At 63.7% G+C, this 18,628-nt stretch carries 8 protein-coding genes; 5 read left to right on the forward strand and 3 right to left on the reverse strand.

Annotation, left to right across the window (positions count from 1 at the left end):
* The first annotated feature begins 49 nt into the window (after positions 1-49).
* The gene (locus DEA8626_RS11675; protein ID WP_108853224.1) at positions 50-817 is read left to right on the forward strand and encodes an IclR family transcriptional regulator; all 768 of its coding nucleotides are present in this window, start codon (positions 50-52) and stop codon (positions 815-817) included.
* 840 nt (positions 818-1,657) lie between these two features.
* On the opposite strand, the gene DEA8626_RS11680 is transcribed toward DEA8626_RS11675, so the two are convergent.
* Together DEA8626_RS11680 and DEA8626_RS11685 are read right to left on the reverse strand one after the other, a co-directional pair.
* Positions 1,658-6,475: a glycosyltransferase gene (locus DEA8626_RS11680; protein WP_108853225.1), complete on the reverse strand. Its 4,818-nt coding sequence runs from the start codon at positions 6,473-6,475 to the stop codon at positions 1,658-1,660.
* Entirely contained in the window at positions 6,468-9,746 is a 3,279-nt protein-coding gene (locus DEA8626_RS11685) for a glycosyltransferase family 2 protein (protein ID WP_108853226.1), read from the reverse strand. The genes DEA8626_RS11680 and DEA8626_RS11685 overlap by 8 nt, the downstream gene beginning before the upstream one ends.
* Before the next feature lie 626 nt (positions 9,747-10,372).
* Here DEA8626_RS11685 and DEA8626_RS11695 point away from each other — a divergent pair.
* On the forward strand, positions 10,373-13,240 hold the full coding sequence (locus DEA8626_RS11695; protein ID WP_108853228.1) for an extracellular solute-binding protein: 2,868 nt from the start codon (positions 10,373-10,375) through the stop codon (positions 13,238-13,240).
* 412 nt (positions 13,241-13,652) lie between these two features.
* Here DEA8626_RS11695 and DEA8626_RS11700 read toward each other — a convergent pair whose 3' ends face one another.
* A complete protein-coding gene (locus tag DEA8626_RS11700) occupies positions 13,653-14,096 on the reverse strand; it encodes a MarR family winged helix-turn-helix transcriptional regulator (RefSeq protein ID WP_108853229.1) in 444 nt (147 codons plus the stop codon).
* Positions 14,097-14,255: 159 nt separating this feature from the next.
* Between DEA8626_RS11700 and hmgA the strand changes: the two genes are divergently transcribed.
* The 3 genes from hmgA (at position 14,256) to DEA8626_RS11715 (ending at position 18,572) form a co-directional block, all read left to right on the forward strand.
* Positions 14,256-15,626, forward strand: a complete 1,371-nt coding sequence (hmgA, locus tag DEA8626_RS11705; protein ID WP_108853230.1) for a homogentisate 1,2-dioxygenase — start codon at positions 14,256-14,258, stop codon at positions 15,624-15,626.
* A 33-nt stretch (positions 15,627-15,659) separates the two neighbouring features.
* Positions 15,660-16,931: a fumarylacetoacetase gene (gene fahA, locus DEA8626_RS11710; RefSeq protein ID WP_108853231.1), complete on the forward strand. Its 1,272-nt coding sequence runs from the start codon at positions 15,660-15,662 to the stop codon at positions 16,929-16,931.
* Positions 16,932-17,219: 288 nt separating this feature from the next.
* Positions 17,220-18,572 carry a phospholipase D-like domain-containing protein gene (locus DEA8626_RS11715; RefSeq protein ID WP_108853232.1) on the forward strand — a complete coding sequence of 451 codons (1,353 nt, stop codon included), beginning with the start codon at positions 17,220-17,222 and terminating at the stop codon, positions 18,570-18,572.
* Positions 18,573-18,628 lie beyond the last annotated feature (56 nt).

An 18,628-nucleotide genomic window follows, 5' to 3' on the forward strand; every position in this document is an offset into this window, starting at 1 on the left:
AGTGATTCGTGCCTAACACAACGCACTTTTCGACGGATCGGCGGAAACATTGGACAAGAGCACGCGCATTCCCACCAACCTCAGAACGCTTCTGATCCTCGAGACCCTGGTCAGAAGCGACCGGGCGATGACGGCGACCGAAATCAGCGAAAGCCTCGGCTTGCCGAAACAGACGGTTCACCGGCTCTGCGCCACGCTGGAGCGCGACGGATTTCTTGCGCGGCAGGAAAACTCGAAACGCTACCATGCGGCCCGGCGGCTGCGTGATTTGGGCGCGGGGCTGCTGTATAACTCGCGTCATCACATCGCCCGGCGGCAGATCCTGCTCGACGTGGCCCGGCAGGTGCGCGAGACAGTGAATTTCGTCGTGCCCGAAGCCGACGGTATGAGCTATCTCGACCGCGTCGAAACCGACTGGGCGTTCCAGATCCAGCTGCCCATCGGCACCCATGTTCCGTTTCACTGCACCGCTAGCGGCAAATGCTTTCTGGCAAGCCTTGCGCCCAAGGCCAGGCGCGCGCTGGTATCCGCGCTGACGCTGGAACGCCTAACCCCCGCCACCCGGACCGATCCGGACGAATTGTTGGCCGATCTGGCCGACATCGCGCGGCGCGGCTACTCGCTCGACGAACAGGAGTTCCTGCAGGGCATGGTCGCAATTGCCGTACCTGTCACTGATTGTACCGGTCGGTTCGTCGCGGCGCTGGCCTTTCACGGCCCGACCCAACGGCTTAGCATCGCCGGAGTGATCGCCAAATTGGGCATCCTGCAGGACGCAGCATCAAAGTTGCGCAAGGCTTTGTTCACTGACGAATGATATCAGTGCAGGCTTGCGGTGCAGAAAGTGCCGGTTTCAGCCCCGGGGACGTCGTGTCCCTGTCAGGCGAATGGGCCCAAGCAAGTGCGAATTCCAATCGCTCTCTTGCCATTTTCCATGGCTCCGATTCTTCCTTGCTCTGGAGCCTTCGAAAAACCCGGCGCGAATTAGATCACGCCGCGGCATCCGAGGCTTTGCAGTCATTGATCGAGCGGGGGAATGTGCAGCGAACTGCAGATTCGTCCACTCACCGAACCTACGACCGGACCGAACGCTGCGCAGTGCATGAACGTCCGCGGTGGGCAAACTACACCGCAGCGCAATCCCCTAGTATAAGTGGCAGCTTTGGGCCGATCACGACTGGGCACAATGACCGACGCGGCGGGCCGGACGCCGCGCCGCCGCATAACTGCTCTCAGCCCCTTTGTAGAATGCTGCGCCAAACCCTGAAAGGCTGCAACGGGCGCTGAAAGCGGACTTGAGGAGTTACGCGGGCGGTCCGGGCTGGCGTCGGTATTGGCATCCTACATGACTTCATGGCTGTAGATGCGCTGGGCGCTCGTCTGTTCGCGCATCTCGCGGTGACACGAAGCTACTGGATTGTCTGGCACGAGTACCTACGCGGCGCGCGGTGGCACCTGCCGCGCGCCTTGATAGACGGGAAACGCGGGATGAGTTCTGCACGGAATGCGAGAGGGAGTCGCGTTCGATACCGGTTGGGACTGGATACCAATCAGCCTTGGGAAAGGAAGCATTCGCTTTTTCTCGACACGGACGCCCTGCCCAAATGGCAGCTGAGTCTTGTCAGCTTCGAGCCCGTCATCGGTGGAAGAACATCCTTTATCCGCGCTCGGCCCAGTGGGAGAGGTTGCGGTCGGCGAGATAGCGGCTCACTTCGTCCGGGTTCGTAAATCGATCGAGAATGCTGACCGGGTTTTGTCGCTGAATGTCGAATTCCCGGCTTTCGGCAATTCGGATACCCAGTAAGCGCGACAATCGGGCGGGCGTTTCGGAATCGAGGATCGTCGTGTAATCGAGAAAGAGCGCCTCGCGCCCCGACTTGGCAAGCATCTCCGTCCCTTCCCGCGCCTTCCTGCGGATATAGGCCTCCCAACGCTCGAACTCCGCGGGGTCGAAATGCGTCCTCACATGTTCGGTGGCCTCGCCCTTCAGGCTCGCCCACTTGTCCGTCGCTTTCGAAATCCGTTCGGACGAGAACTGCGCCAGAAGGTTCGAACGCCCGAGCCGTATCAGGCGGATATCTGGATCGCGGATCAGCGCCTCAGTGACATCGCACGAAAGGTGGCTGAAATGTTTGAAACCCATCGCCGCACGGCCTGCGGCATCGGCCTTGGCGTAGACGCGCCTTAGAAACCCGACCGGGTCGGCATTCCGCTCGGCAAGCGCTTCGACCTCCTTCACCGTGTTCCGTCTGAACTGGATCATCTCTTCGTGGAAAAGCTCGAAATGGCAAAGAACACCCGGCGTTAGGTTGAGAAGGTTACAAAGGAGAGTCGAGCCTGTCCTGGGCTCCGCGAGGATAGCGAAGCGAACCATCGGCGCGGTGACCCGGCGTGCCGCAGCATTGGGCGCGACGGTTCTGGCCTGCCTCGCAGTTTCGGAGGGCGGAGTTGCAGGTCCCCAAACCTCCGCGATTGCACAGAGAGCATCCGACAAAGCCTGCCCGAATTCCGGATCACAGTGCGGCCGCGCGCCACTGTCTAGGAACGCCCTGAGCGTCTCGCGTTCCCGACGCGACGCATCAGGATCCGTCGCCAGTCGGACCGCTTTCGAGACGTAGCTTCGAGGCGACCGCGCGACGAGATTTTTCAGGCCATAAGCGTTTACCCAGGAGGCGCCGGTCAACTGCCGAAGCGCACCGCCTGCACAGGTCAGGACTGGCACCCCCTGTGACAACGCCTCGCAGACCGTGGTCGCACCGGTATAGGGAAAGCTGTCGAGATAGACGTCCGCCGCGCCGACGATCTGGTGGACCCGTTCGGTCGTCTGCGTCGGCAGCACGACGGTGCGGTCGCCCACCACGCCCTTCTGGTCCAACGCAGCGATCCATCGGTCGCGGAACGCCTGTTCATCAAACGCCATCGACCAGTTGGACGCGAAGGGATAGAGGACGAGCGCGGCCTTCGGCGCGCGGGCAAGGATTTCGGCCCATGCCGAAAGCAAAGTATCGGTGATCTTGTGAGTCAACGCCCCGCTCACCAGCATCACCGCGTCGCCGGACAGCCCTAGGTCTCGCCTTACATCCGCCGCCGGCGGCGCGACCGGGAGGTCGTAGGCACACTGGACCGGGCCGCCGAGCCAGGCAACGGTCTCCGTGTATTGCACTTGCGCATCCTTCGGCTCGGTGGCCCGATGCGTCAACGCGACGTCGAAGCTTCTGAACCCGCCGGTCGTCGGGCAGACCGCGCCGTGCCAAACCTGAACACGCGCAAGACGATGCGCAAGGATGAGCGCCGTCTTTTCCCAATCGAAGACGTAGCAACCGGTGATCAGAAGATCGAGATCAAGGTCACGGATCCTCTGCACTGCCTCGGTCACAGTGAGGCCGGACAGAACCAACGTCGTCTCGAACCGATCGCCGGGGTACGCCGTTTGGGCGGTCTGGTCCATGGCGATCAGCAGGGGCTCGATCCGTGCCCGATCGACGCCCGCCCACATGCCAAGAAGCGCCCAACCTTCGGGATTTGCACGAATATCGCGGACAAGAACACCCACACGAAGCCTTCTTGGCCCGCCCTGCCGCGACGGCGCCTGGTAGGCCAGATCGGCGCCCGACGCGATCAGCCCGCGCTCGATCGCGCGGCTTCGCGCGCGGATGAGCGGTGCCAAGTTACCCGCACCGAAGATGACCCGCGCGGAACGGAGGCCACATAAAACGCCATGGCAAAGCTTGAAGATCGCGCTCGTCGTCTGCTCCGTCGCCAGCGCCACGCAGATGCCGTCATAGACCTCGCGCAGCCAGTCCGCATAGTTTGCCTGTTCCTCCTCGCTGTTTAGAAGAGGCGCGCGCGCCATGTAGGCGGCGACGGCGTCCGGCCGCCAGTAAAGCGGCGCTGGAAGCGCGGCGGGATTGCGGAAGACAGCCGAGCGATAGGCTGGGCGCGTGACAAGATCGGCAAGTGCCTGGCGGAGACTCACGCCCGGCTGCCCAGCATCAAGCGCACCAATTGTTTCCTCCAGCCGGCGTTCCGTCTCGGATGGCCGCAGGGCCGAGCCCGCTGCGCCGAGGGCGTCGAGCGTGGCAATGCCGTTCCGGCTCGCCGCGATCATCATCAGCGCCGCCGGATCGTGGTGCGAGAACATCTCGAGCACCTTCTCGCGGAGCGCGCACAGGGCTGACACATCGGGATCGTCTTCTGCGTCTATCTCAGCAAGCGCAGCCGAAATATCGTCGATGAGTTGACGGAACACGACCCGTTTCGGCCGCGGCGCCCAGCGAAGCCGTCCTGGCTGAATGTCGGGCTTGGCAATGACCTGAAGCGTCGAGAGCTCGAACGGGGCGGTTTCCGGCTCGACTGCCTCTGCCCCGTCCTCGCGTACGAAGACGGAGTGAAAGCCCAGTTCGACAAGACCGTCGGGCGGCAAGGCAGGCAGTTCGAATTCCACCTCGCCTGGCCCCTCCAGTACCAGCGCCGACAGCACTGCCCCGCCCATACTGATGCCCAGCACATGCCGACGACCCGGCACCGGTGGCAAGAGCGGAGACAGCGACAGCTTCAGCCGGCAATGCTCACGCGCACCCGCAACAGCAAGACGCAACATCGCTTCGGCGGCGTCGTTCCGCGCCCCGCTTGCTATGCCCTTGACCCAGCCCCCGGCAAGTAGCCGGACAGCATGGGGCGAGATGTTGAAATCGATGATCTCACACGGGTTTACCGGCTGCGCGTCTTCTGCCCCGTCAACCCCGTTCCATGACGCAAACCCGATGCCGTCCAACGCGAGCCCGCCCCCGCGCGAATGATCTTCGGGCCAGAAGGCGACTTTCAGCGCATGCGCGCTCCTTTCCTCACTAGGTGGAATCTCGATCAGCAGGACGCCTGGTCCAGTGACGTCGCCCGCGAAGATAGGCCGGTCCTTATGCAATATCCGCAGAAACCCCGGCACGGTCGCCGCTGCGATCGAAAGTTGCAACCGCCCGCCGTGGGCGAGGTGGGCAGAGAACCGCAACTTTCCCTCCGAGCCGGCCAGCAAGACATGATCTTCGGCCTCGGCCCATTCCAGCGGGGAAAGCCCGGGCCAATCCTCAAATCGCAATCGGGCAAGCCGACCCTCCGGCAATCGGGGCGCCGCGCCAAGCTCGCCCGCCGGCGTAATCGATAAAGCAGCGAATACGACCGCGTTGTCGCCATTGAGCCTTAGGGACACGCGCCGCCTGGCCGCCCACGGATCGCGCTGCAGCGGAAACGCGATCTCTCCGGTGCCGCTCACCCGCCCGGACCAGATGGCGGTGCCGTCCGACCAGACCTCCACGAGGACCGGTTCCTCGATCTCTTCCAGCAGGCGAAGCTCCGCCCGCACGATCAGCGTTTCGCGCGCGGGATCTACAGCGAAAAAAAGCGCCCTTGGCCGACAGGCAGCGCCCAGCCCGTCCGGGGCGAGTTGCTGCACGATGGCCGCGCGATGTGACACTTCGGAAAGCAGATCGATCCGCTCGCCAAACGGAACATGCGCCGGCCATCGCGGCTCAAGAAAAGAGCTGCGAGTGGGAAAGCCGGTCAGAACACGCGCACCCCTCGAACGCGTGCGGATCGACGCGGCCTGCCACCGGAGCGCTGCGGCCAGATCCTCCGCCTCCTCGGGCGTGCCGGCCGAAACGCCCTCATGTGTTGCCAGCGCGTCAAGAGCATCGGCGATGTCTGCGGCATTCTGCCGCTCGACCGCGTGATCCTGAATGCCGGGCGCGCTGCGCGCGTAGTTGTTCGACCCATGAACCCGGTATTCGCCGAGCACCCGCGGCACATGTCCCGCTCGACCGAGAAGGGCGGCGGCGCGGATCAGGAAGCAGTCCGCACTGATGCGCCAGCGCGCTTCCGGCATCGGCATGACCCGGGCGAGCATTTGCCGGGAAAAAAGGTTTCCCGACGTTGGCGGGAACGCGAAGGTTCCGGTGGCCAACAGGTCAGGCCGATTGTCCCCGGCCCGCGCCGCTAGCGACGCATCATGCAGGCCGAGACTACGACCCGCATCGTCGATCTTCTCTAGACCGAATGTCAGAACCGTAAGATCGTCGTGCCAATGATAAATCGCGGTTTCGAGCGCCTCGGGTTTCAAAAGGTCGTCCGCGTCGAGAAACAGGATCAGATCGCCGGTGGCGGCTGCAAATCCACGGTTGAACGCGGCTCCCTGCCCACGGTTCTCGGTGCGGATGTAGTCGATGCTATCGCGATAATGCTCGGCAACGCCCGGGCTGTGATCGGTCGAGCCGTCGTCGACGATCAGGACCTGCTCAGCCCTGCGAGTCTGGGCGAGAACACTCTCGATGCAGTCGGCAAGGAAATGGCCATAATTGTGGCAGGTGATAACCACGCTGACAGTAGGATCTCCCAGCCGGCGGTATCGTTCGAACTCCGCCCGCAAGACGCCCGACGCAGCGACGCACCCGGCTGACGGAGATCCGTGCTGCATCGCATCACGCATCAGCCCCCTCCACCGGGGTCACCGAGATAACCGCGCCGCCCAGAACCTGCGGGCTCTCTGCGCCCAAGAGATCGCCTGATACGAGTTGACTGGTCATCACCTCTAGCCGCAACGGCGCGCTGAATGCCGCGGGCACAGGCAGATCGACGACGCTCGTCCCCTCCCCTTCGGTCGTTGCTGATGAAAGGCGCTGGCCGCGCTTGTCGATCAGCGAAAGAGCCAGCCTCTGATCGAATGGCGGACCCAAAGTCAGCGTGCGCGCGCGCAGCGCGGAGGTTTCGGCCGGAAGTCCAGCAAGCAACAGATTTCCCGAACTCGTGGTAAGCCAATGCACCGCTTCATCCGTTGCCTGCCAGGCGTACGGCAGCTCTGGCCGGGCCACGCCGCCCGGCAGCGAGTCCGCCGGATCGGCCGCGACCTGATTCGGCGGGGCGCAGTCGAGGAATGCCGAGGTCAGCACAAGACCGCTTGGGTCGGCATCTGCGACGAGTGCTATTTCCAGCGGTTCCGCCACGCCCCGAGGGCCAATGGGCAAGACGAGTCGTGCCCATGCTCCGATCACCGCCCGGTGCTGCGCGCCCTCGGTAGTCACCGTCAGGGCCAGTGGCTCGGCACGCTTACCGCTCCGCCGCAAATCAATCATAAGCGTTGACCCCCCTGGCACCGGCGGCAGCAAAACGGTCAGCAAAGCGAAGCGTGAGGTCAACACACCGCCTTCTGCCGTCACGCGGATACCGCAGACAGCCGTTCGAGGCGATGCGAAGAGATCCGCGAATGGACAGGGCATCGCGAAGGGCACTGCATCCTTGGCCGTGGGGGAGAGGCACAGGGCGCGCAACTCCGGCGGAACGCCGCTCTCCGCGAAAATAAGATTAATCTCGACCCGCCCGTCCGGCTGGATACAGTCGTGCGCCAGCTCGATCACGGAACATGCGGAGCCCTCCCAGTGCAACACCGGAAGCTGAGCATTCCCCAACCGCGCCCGCAGCTCGATCGGAGCGGACCAGCCGAGAAGCAGCATCGAGCCACGCCGCTCGATCGATGTGAACGCCAGCTGCACCGACGTTCCGGCCGGCGTCACGCTCCGCACTCGCGGCCAGTCCCAACCACGGCCAAGACACTGCGACGCGCGCAGACCCGTGCCGATCCCGTGCCAGTGGTTCGGCTCCAGCGCGGGCGCGGGCTGCCCGCTGCCGAAAAGAAGGTCGAGGCGAAGCGCCTGCAATCCCAGACTCTCTCTCCGTGTCGCACCGACCTCGATAGAAAAGATGACGTCCCGCCGTCCTGTGCCGGCGACCGGCATCAGCATCTCCGGCAAGCGCAGTCTGATCGTGCCATCTGTAAGCAGATGGCGCTCGTCTAGGAGATGGCCGTTCAGCAGGAAGCGTACGTCCGACAGCACCTCGTTCGCCAAAAGCCTGTAGTCGATCGAAAGCTGCCAGTCCCCGGCCACCGCCGGAAGGGTGAAGGCGAGACGCCCGGTCGCGCCGCGCAGCACCGCGCCGCGCGGACCGGACTCCGACCAGCCGGCGCCTAGCGGTGACGCCCCCGCCTCGGGGACGGTGAACAACCGCGAAACGTTCGTGTCGAAAGGCGGCCAAGTCGCCTTGCCCGCGCTTTGCCATATCGGCGCGGACGCTTCGTCCACTAACGAAACCAGCCTCTCGGCGCTGCACGCTGCCCCGGCGGGCGCGGCCTTCCGCCGCAACAATCCTTCGAACGCGCGCTCGTATGCTCCCCGCTCATCGGACCGAGCGATGGGATCGAGCCGCCCCAGCAAGGTGCGCCACGCGGCCCCCCGCTGAGCCGACCGCCGCGCCTTCAGGTAGGGCGTGCCCATCTCGGCGTGGAAATAGGCATTCGCGCCGTGGATTCGATACTGCCCCAGCACCTGCGGAAGATGAACGACGGACCCCCGCAAAGCCGCCGCGAGAACGAGGTAAAGATCGGCGGCAATGCGAAATTCTGGCTCGGGCATCGGCAGGATTGCCTCAAGAATGTGCCGTGGAAAGGCGTTCCCGCTCGTAGGCATGAACCCGAAGATGCCCTCAGTCAGAAGCGCACCCCGAAGATCGCCCGCCGCAGCGCGGAAGCAGGCCGGATGCAGGCCCGTCGCCCGCCCCTTTCGATCGATTGTTTCAAGAAGAAACTGCACCCGGCCCGCTTCTCGAACATCCGCCTGACCGAGCGTTTCGATGGCTTTCGCGCCAAGCCGGTCATCGGCATCGAGGAACAGAACTAGATCCCCCGTCGAGCTTGCGAAACCGGCGTTAAAGGCGGCTGCCTGGCCCCGGTTCGGCTGGCTGATGACCTTGATCCCGTCAAAGCTCGCGAGAACCTCTGCCGTATCATCGGTCGAGCCATCATCCACCACGATGATCTCATCCGGTGCAACGCTTTGTGCCTGTGCACTGCGGATCGCATCGGCGACATAGCGGCCATAGTTATGCGCGGTGATTATGACGCTGACACGCGGCCTCGCCCTTACGGCATGGGCGTCGGCGGCGTCGGACACGGCGGCCGCGATGATGCGGGGATCGGGCGGAAAAACGTTGAAGAGCCGTTCAACCGCCAGAAGCGCTCGCGTCCGGTCGCGCCGATTTCGACGGACACGCCGGGCCGCCGCAATGGCGCTGGAAAGCTCGTCAAGATCCTGCGCATCATGCGTCAGGCCGAGCCCTGCCGGCCCAGCGCCTGCGATCGTGACTACCTCTGCGCCCCGCGCCAGGGCGAACCAGACTTCGTCGGCGTTGTCGGTCACGACTATTGCTGCAGGTACATCGCTGGCACTCGCCTCACCGAGTTTGTCCAAACACGAAAGAAACTCCGTCTTCCGCCCGACTCGAACGGCAATACCAGACTCTTCCTCGGAACCCTCACTGGTCACTGACGCGGCGGCGGCGCTTAGAGTATCTTCGGTCAACACATCTGCGTAGAGGGCGACGAGACGGCCCGGCCTGACATCACCGCGATATTCCGTCGCTATGACCCGCTCGGCCAGCGAAAGCCCAAGCCCGGTCCAACTCTCCCGCAACTCCAGCACCGGAAACCCGCCCGAGCGCGCGAGATCGTACAGCCGGCGGTCATCTGTTCCGCGCCCGCCCGAAACCAGCACCGCCGCTGGCTGAACATCATCAGAACCCGCACGCCACCTCCCACCAACGCCAAGCGCGCGCTCAAGCGCCTTGGTGTCAATCATCTCGGCGATGTCATTGGACAGGCGCAGAGCCTGAACCGCATTCGCTGTGTGTAGCTCCGCCACGTCACGCACGCCGCATCATGCGCGCAGGGTCAGTAATCGTTGTCTCGGTCACTTGAAGAGACATTCTGGACCGGGCTCGCCACTCTCCGGTTCCCGCACAACGCATTACGACGGTCGCTGGACACCTTCGCCCATGTGCTGTCCGGAATGCCCTGCAAGGCGTCCTCCCCTACCGCGCAAAGCGTCGAAAGCGGCAGTGTGTTCAACAGGGGTGCGACTTTGGGGCTCTCGGGATAGGCACGAACGAAAGCCTCGACATCGGCGGGCAAGCGGGATTCAAGCGCCCGGCTGCTAAGCCGCTGCTCCTCAGCGCTGACGTTTGCCGTGCGAGTCTCGTGAGTTTGGAATAAAGGTGCGCAACCGACCTGTGTCACTGCCATGGTGCCCGTAGAAACACCGACCATAAGCGATCGCGTCAACAGGGAGAGTTTCGTGCTATTCGACATTGAACATGCCCCCCATCCTGCCTTCAAGGTTTACACGCGAGGGGTTTTCAGTCTAGCTATTTCTCGTCAGGCTGGGGGCAATGGCCGCTCTGACGGGCGGCACTGGATACAGCCACCGGGATAGTTTCTTTGTCATGTTTCGGGTTGCTTCGTTGACCCAATTGCCTTTTCGGCCTCGCGGAGAGCCGCATGATAGCCCGCAGTCTCGATTCTCTTCTCGTGAAAGTCGCGGTCATGCTGTGGCTAGCGGTCGTGGCGACTACCGCTGCCATGGCAGAGGGGAGAGTCGCGCTTGTCGTCGGCAATAGCGACTATGAATATGTCTCCGCGCTTCCCAATCCGCGCAATGACGCGGCGGCGATCCAGACCAAGCTGCTAGAACTAGGATTCACCGTCGTTTCGTCACTAAACGCGGACCTCGAAGGGATCCGCGCCAATCTCGACCGCTTCAAGCAGGAAGCCGCAGGCGCCGATATCGCGCTCATCTTCTACGCGGGCCATGGGCTTCAGATTTCCGGCGAGAATTACATCCTCCCCATCGACGCTAGGATCACTACACCATCTGATCTTCAGTCAGCGGCGATCCGAACGTCGGAGCTCTACGAAACATTCCGCTCCGCCCAACCGAAGCTCGCGATCCTGATCCTCGATGCCTGCCGCAACAACCCGCTCACCGACGTGCTTGGCACCGCGCCGGGCCTCACGAGCGGTACCGCGTCGCCGCGCGAATTCGTGCGGAATCCGGAAAGCGCGGGCATGATCATCGCGTTCGCGGCGGCTCCTGGCGCAGTGGCTTATGACGGCATCGATGGCAACAGCCCGTACACGACTGCTCTTCTCCAGTGGATCGATCGCCCCGGGCTCGAGCTTGGCACCATGTTCCGCAAGGTGCGCGGAACCGTGCTCGATCTGACGCAAGGCGCCCAGATTCCCTGGGTCGAAGAGGCACTGCTGCGCGAGGTCTACCTCAATCCGCTGGACCCCAATGCTCTCGCGGGCATCGTCGAGAGCGCGCGGGTGGAGCTTGCGCTTCTGGAGACGATCCGGGCGCTCGACGACCCTGTCGAGCAGGCCGCAGGCGCTGAATTCTACGATCGCTATGTCGATGGCGACCAGGTACTGGAGGAAGCAACCATCCAGCGCGCCTCGCTTACCGACGATACCGAGCTTTCGCAGGACGAGGCTTTCGCGCAGCAGGGCCTCATCTGGCTGTCGATCCGGAGGAGCGACGATCCCGACGTGTTCCGGGCCTTCGTAACGCGCTTTCCCGGCAGTCCGTTCGAAGCATTGGCCCTAGCGCGGATTGAGGCATTGGAGGCCGCCGACCCACCGCCGGTTCTCGCCGAACTGGCGACCGGTAACTTCGGAGCTTCGGCAGGTGACGGTGCGACAGAAGCGGCCGGCGTTTCCGGCTTCGGCACAGAGGATACCGCCCGCCCGGAAACCGTCGCGGAGCTTGGCGGAACGCCGGAGGGGGCGGACCAGCCGCTGCTGCCACTCGCCACTCCGGACTCACCTTCGGTCGTCGAGGCGCAGTTCGGCTTCGGCAAGCCGCATCTGGCCGCCGTTCAGTTGCTCCTGAGGCAGGCGGGCAGCTATGGCGGACCTATCGACGGGGATGTTGGCCAGCAATCACGGCGCGCGATCACCGATTTCCAGTCGGCGCAGGAGCTGCCCGCATCGGGCTATCTCGATCTTGAAACGTTGCTGGCGCTGGTCCGCCAGAACGCGCGCCCGGTTCTCCTCGGCGATCTGCCTGATGAGATGCGCGACGCACTCCACCGTGTCGCCGCCACTGCTGCACGCGGGCCCGGCGCCGCGCCCGAAACGATTCGCGTCATCGCCATCAGCCGAAACGACGATGTCCACAACTACTGGCGCGAGGTCGCCGATGAATTCGAGGCGGGTCATCCGGGCTACCGCATCGCGCTCAGCTTCCAGCCCGGCCAGGAATACCAGAGGCGGCTCATGGCGATCCTTGGCTCCGAAGACCCGCCCGACATCCTCTACACCTGGGGCGGCGGTCATCTGGACGCGCTGCGCCAAGCCGGTTTCGCCCGCGATCTGACGGCTGAGATGACCGATGGGTGGGCGCTCGAATTCCGGCCGGGTGCGCTTCAGAACTACACGTTCGACGGCCAGATCTACGGTGCGCCGGCCTTGATGTCGCTCATTTCGCTCTGGGTGAACCGGAAGGTGATGGCCGAGGCCGGCCTGCCGGTCGAGGCCCTCGCGACATGGGAAGGCTTTCTCGATACCGTGGCCGAACTCAAGCGGCGGGGCGTCACTCCTATCGCCATCGGCGGCGGCGATGAATGGCCGTTCGAGCTCTACTGGGCCAATCTCGCCCAGCAGATCGGGGGTCGCTCAGCCTTCCAGGACGCGTATCAGGGACTCGGCCAGGGCTTCCGCGATCCAGTCTTCGTCGAGGCAGGCCGCCAGTTTCGCCGGCTGGCCGATCTGGAGCCGTTCCAGCAGGGCCATCTTGCTATGGATGACGGTCTCGCGGTCGAAGCCTTCGCCCAGGGCGAGGCTGCGATGGTCCTGACCGGAAACTGGCGGCTCCAGAAAATGCGCTGGAAGTGGCCCGGCGGGCCCGAACGGATGCAGGCCGAGCTCCTGCGCCTCCCATTCCCGCGCGTCGATCAGGCGGCGGATATCGGAATCACCTATGGCGGCGTTGACGGCTTTGCGGTCAATATGAACGCGCCGGATGCCGCGGTCGAGTTCCTCAAACTCATGACAAGCCCCCAGGTGCAACTGCGGATGATCGAGCTCGCCTCGTCGCTTCCCTCCGTGTCCGGCACGGACATCTCCATCGAGGATCCGTTTCTCAGCGGCGTCGCGAAGGAGCTTCTGGAAAGCAGCCATCACCAGCTTTATTACGATCAGGCCCTCGGCCCCGTGGCCGGAGAGACGCTGACCCAGCTTGCCATGGCGATTGGCCAGCGCGCGATGACCGGTCCCGAAGCCGCCGAGCGACTCGATGAGGTCTGGGATCGCGTGCTAATCGAGAACCGCGGTACGGAGCCGTCTCAGACGATCCCAGCTGAGTGAGAGCGGAGACTGGACGATGATTCCGTGAACCAGCGGTGATGGCCGGTGATTGCAATCTAGCGGGCCACCGCCCGCCTGCCCCCGAAATCATCGTCCAAATGGACCGAAGGCAAGCCATGAACCGTAACTCGATAGGGTCGCAAATCAGAAGAGCGGAAACTCTGATAACGGCCGAGGGCGCATTGGGTAGCACGTCAACCCCTGAACAGAGCTAGCTGATAATGCGGACGCCAAGCGGAACGTGTCAGGGTCTGCTCGGCACTACCAGTCGACTTCGAACAATCCAGTGGGCTGGACATAACCGCACAACGCCCGCTCAACCGTTCTGTTACTACTTCTATGGTCTCTTGTCCCGGTCTAGCATGACCTTGGCCTTGAGGCGCCGTGTACCGCCTGAGGCGCTGAAGCGCGATCACTCCTGTTCCCACAAGAGCCGGTCTATGCCGGCTTCGAATCCGTCGAATGTCTCGGCCAGCCGCGCTTCGATTTCTTCCTGAAACGAGAGGGCAAGCGGCAGCAGCTTTGCCATAAGCGCGCGGCCCTTTGGCGTCAGGGAAAGTTGCAGCAACCTTCGGTCGCTGTCATTTACGCTCTTGGCGATATGGCCCGCCGACTCAAGGCGCGAGGCGGCGCGGCTGACCTTGGATTTCTCCATCGCCACCCGCACCTCGATATCGCGGACGGATACGTCGCCCGAATGGGCGAGATGGGCGAGGACGCGCCATTCGGGAATCGAGATGCCAAATTCCTGCCTGTAGTGCTTCGCAAGCTCCTCGCTCAGTTTCTGGGCGGCGACGGCCACCCGATAGGGCGTGAAGCGGTCGAGGTTAAATTCCGGCAGGTGAGATTCGTTCATGCCCTGTCCTTCAACTGCGTCCAATCTCGGCGCCTCCACACGCTCCATAAACCACTATATCGTTGCATTTGCAACAAATTGACTTGACATCATTGCAAATGCAACGATAATTCTGCCCGCGCCGGCCAGTGAGACTCGGCTGTCGCGGAGGGAAATCAGATGACCCGTCACGAACTGCCGAAAGACTTGGTGCGCGCCACCGATACGACCGGCACATGCGAAGGCTACATGCCGGGCTTCGGGAACGACTTCGAGACGGAAGCCCTGCCCGGCGCTCTGCCGCGAGGCCAGAATTCGCCGCAGAAATGTAACTACGGTCTTTACGGCGAGCAATTGTCAGGCACCGCCTTCACCGCGCCGAGCCATCAGAACGAGCGGACCTGGTGCTATCGCATCAGGCCCTCTGTCAAGCATTCGGGCCGCTACGAGACTATTGCCCTGCCCTACTGGAAAACCGCGCCGCATGTCGTGGGCGACGTCATCAGCCTCGGACAGTACCGGTGGGACCCGGTGCCCCATGCCGGCGAGGAGCTCACCTGGCTGACCGGAATGCGCACGATGACGACAGCGGGGGACGTGAATACGCAAGTTGGCATGGCAAGCCACATCTACCTTGTCTCCGCTTCGATGGTGGACGGCTACTTCTACTCGGCCGACAGCGAGCTTTTGGTCGTGCCGCAGGACGGCAAGCTGCGCTTCGTCACCGAGCTGGGCGTCATCGACCTCGAACCCAGCGAAATCGCCATCCTGCCGCGCGGACTGGTCTACCGCGTGGAAGTGCTGGAGGGGCCGTGCCGCGGTTTCGTCTGCGAAAACTACGGCCAGAAATTCGAGCTTCCGGGCCGCGGCCCAATCGGCGCGAATTGCATGGCCAACCGGCGGGACTTCAAGACGCCCGTCGCCGCATTCGAGGACCGCGAGGTCCCGTCGACGCTTACCATCAAGTGGTGCGGCCAGTTCCACGAGACGAAAATCGGCCACTCGCCACTCGACGTGGTGGCCTGGCACGGCAACTACGCGCCTGTGAAATATGATTTGCGCACCTATTGCCCGATCGGCGCGGTCCTCTTCGATCATCCGGACCCGTCGATCTATACCGTATTGACGGCGCCATCGGGAGTCGCGGGGACGGCGAACATTGACTTCGTCCTCTTCCGGGAGCGCTGGTCAGTGGCCGAGCACACCTTCCGCCCGCCCTGGTATCATAAGAACGTCATGTCTGAGCTCATGGGCAACATCTACGGTCAGTACGACGCGAAGCCGCAGGGCTTTGTTCCGGGGGGGATGAGCCTTCACAACATGATGCTGCCGCACGGGCCGGACCGTGAGGCGTTCGAGAAGGCGACCTTCGCCGATCTGAAGCCCGACAAGCTCGACAACACGATGTCGTTCATGTTTGAGACCCGCTTCCCGCAGCACCTGACGGAATTCGCCGCCGAAGAGGCGCCCCTGCAAGACGACTATATCGACTGCTGGGACAGTCTGAAAAAACGCTTTGACGGTACGCCTGAAGGCAACTGGGACAAGTAGGCCCGGACATTCGCCTGCGGATCGGATGAAACGATGAGCATGAAGAAAAGCTGGGTCGAAAGCGCCAATAGTGCTGCGACCGACTTTCCTCTCAACAACCTGCCCCATGGTGTCTTCTCCGTCGGTGACGGCGACCTGCGCTGCGGCGTCGCCATCGGCGACCGGATCGTCGACGCGACCGGGCTGGAAGCCGCCGGAATCCTGCGCGCCGATCCGGAGGCCGACGTGCTCGACACGCCATTCTGGAACGACTTCATGGAGCTGGGACCGAGCGCCTGGTACGCCTACCGTCAGGTCCTGACGATGATGCTGTCCGAGGGGATGGACGAGGATGTTCAGGACCGTGTGACGGCCTGTTCCGTCCCCATGTCCGAGGCGACTTTGCACTTGCCCTTCCGCGTCGCCGAGTACACCGATTTCTATGCCGGCCGGCACCACGCCACCAACGTGGGCACCATGTTCCGCGGCCCTGAGAACGCGCTGCCGCCGAACTGGCTGTCGATCCCCATCGGCTACAACGGGCGGGCCTCATCCGTCATGGTCTCGGGCACGCGCGTATGTCGGCCGTGGGGGCAGCTCAAGGGGCCGAACGACGACCTGCCGCGCTTCGCGCCGTCGGCGCGGTTCGACTTCGAGCTCGAGCTGGGCGCGATCGTCGGGCAGCCGTCGGAGGGCATGGTTTCGGTCGCGATGGCCGACGCGATGATCTTCGGCTACGTCCTGCTTAACGACTGGTCGGCGCGCGACATCCAAGCCTGGGAATACCAACCGCTCGGCCCCTTCCAGGCCAAGGCAACGGCTACAACAATTTCACCTTGGATAGTGACCAAGGCGGCGCTGGAGCCCTTCCGCATATCGACGCCGGAGCGGGAGCGACTGCTGCTTCCCTATCTTCGCGAAACCGGACCAATGCTGTACGACATCGACCTTGAGGTTGCGCTCGCCCCGCATGGTGGGGCGCAAACCGTCATCGCCCGGACCAACTACCGCGAGATGTACTACTCCGCCGCGCAGCAACTGGCCCACCACACAAGTTCGGGCTGCCCGATGCGGGTTGGCGACCTTCTCGGCTCGGGCACCATTTCCGGACAGAGCAAGGACAGCCGCGGTTCGCTCCTGGAGCTGAGCTGGGGCGGCAAGGAACCACTCAACCTCAATGGTGGAGAGACGCGCAGCTTTCTGGAGGATGGCGACACGCTGACCTTGCGCGGGGCGGCGCACGGCAAGGACTACAGGGTCGGATTCGGGGCATGCACGGGGCAGATCCAGCCCGCAACGGAATTGCCGGGCTGGGCCAAGGAATAGTCACCGACAGGACAGCCGGGCTTATTGCGGTTCAGGGCGGCCACGCGCGGCCGTTCATTCGGATGCACGACTGGGCGGCTCACCGGCTCGACGCCAACTCGCGGTTTCTTGCCGACTGCCCAGAGTCCCCCCATCGACCTCACACGTGACAACCGGGAGACTCTGCTGGCGATTGCCTTTTTGGAGGTCATCATGTCCTGATGGCGGGCGACGCCGGACGGGTCGAGGCGAATCCCGCCGACCGGACGGGGGGGCGATGCCGATTGGAGTAGCGGAGCGGACGACAAAGTGTACTTGTTCAACCAATATGTGCTGATTGTCGCCGGCGTGCTCGCGGCAGCGCTGGCGGTCGTGTTCGTCCTCCAGCAGCGCAGGACGCCGCAATCCGCCGCCGCGTGGATCCTGTTCATCATCGTCATGCCCTATGTCGGCATCCCGATTTTCCTCATGCTCGGATTTCGCAAGCAAGGGTCGCGCTTCCCCGCGATCCAGTTCAGCGAACCCGCTGCGCCGCCTGCAGAAGACTACTCAACTGCGGAAACCCTCGCCCGGCTCGGCGCTCCGGCGGCGACTGCCGGGAACGGATTTGTCCTGCACGACACCGCCGAGCGGGCCTTGGCGGAACTCGACGCCGTCATCGCCGGCGCGACGGTTAGCCTAGACTTGCAGTTTTACATCCTTGACAATGATAGTTCGGGCCGCCGCTTAGTCCGTCTGCTGGCAGAGAAGGCGCGCGAGGGCGTGGCGGTGCGGCTGATCCTCGACAGGCTCGGCACGCTGACGCGTCCGCGCCGCGCGCTCGCCGAATTCACCGAGGCGGGTGGACAGTTGCGCTTCTTCTCTCCATTCGTCCATCCGCCGGATAACGGTCACATGAACTTGCGCAACCACCGCAAGCTTGTCATCGCGGACAATTCCGTGGTCTGGGGTGGCGGACGCAATATCGGCGACGTCTATCTCGCGCCACCCGAGGGGCGATGGCTCGACCTGAGCTTCACCGTGACCGGTCCGGTCGTGCAGCACTTCCTCGATGTCTTCGCTTCCGACTGGGACGTGAGGGGACATGCTCAGCAGTCAAGACGGGCTCGCTGGTCAATAGCGGATCAGGACGCGGTATTGCAGCTTGTCCCCTCGGGGCCGGATGAGCCGGGCGACGTCCTGCACGACGGGCTCACAAATGCGATCCACAATGCGCGGCGCCGGGTCTGGATCGCCACACCCTATCTGGTGCCGACCGAAGCGCACAGCGCAGCGCTGGCCGTCGCCGCCCGGCGGGGAGTGGAGGTCCGTCTCTTGATCCCGGACCGCTCGAATAAGTGGAGCGCCGACCATGCCCGCGGCCCCTATTTGCGCGAGCTGGGGCAAGCGGGATGCCGCGTATTCCGCTATTCGGGCGGAATGCTTCATGCCAAGGCCGGGCTGATCGACGATACCGCGTGGGTCGGTTCTGCCAATTTCGATGTCCGCTCGATGCTTCTGAACTTCGAACTCGCGCTGTTTGTCTATGATGCGGGTTCAGTCGGCGCCCTGGAGCGTTGGGCGCAGGGCCTTGCGGAGCGCTCAACCGAGGGCCTGACTGAGGCTGGTCTGCCGCGCCGCGTACTCGAGGGTTTGTTCCGCCTAGGGGCGCCCGTGCTGTGATCGGCGTCACCAGCGCAAGGCCACCACTATGGACTCACACCCCGGCGGAGGGGCCG

Origin of the sequence: Defluviimonas aquaemixtae (genome assembly GCF_900302475.1) — a bacterium.
Lineage (GTDB): Bacteria > Pseudomonadota > Alphaproteobacteria > Rhodobacterales > Rhodobacteraceae > Albidovulum > Albidovulum aquaemixtae.

Excerpts from the sequence above, each read along its gene's own strand:
- hmgA (WP_108853230.1), top strand. The coding sequence starts at position 14,256 with ATGACCCGTCACGAACTGCCGAAAGACTTGGTGCGCGCCACCGATACG.
- DEA8626_RS11680 (WP_108853225.1), bottom strand. The coding sequence starts at position 6,475 with ATGCGTGATGCGATGCAGCACGGATCTCCGTCAGCCGGGTGCGTCGCT.
- DEA8626_RS11695 (WP_108853228.1), top strand. The coding sequence starts at position 10,373 with ATGATAGCCCGCAGTCTCGATTCTCTTCTCGTGAAAGTCGCGGTCATG.
- DEA8626_RS11700 (WP_108853229.1), bottom strand. The coding sequence starts at position 14,096 with ATGAACGAATCTCACCTGCCGGAATTTAACCTCGACCGCTTCACGCCC.
- fahA (WP_108853231.1), top strand. The coding sequence starts at position 15,660 with ATGAGCATGAAGAAAAGCTGGGTCGAAAGCGCCAATAGTGCTGCGACC.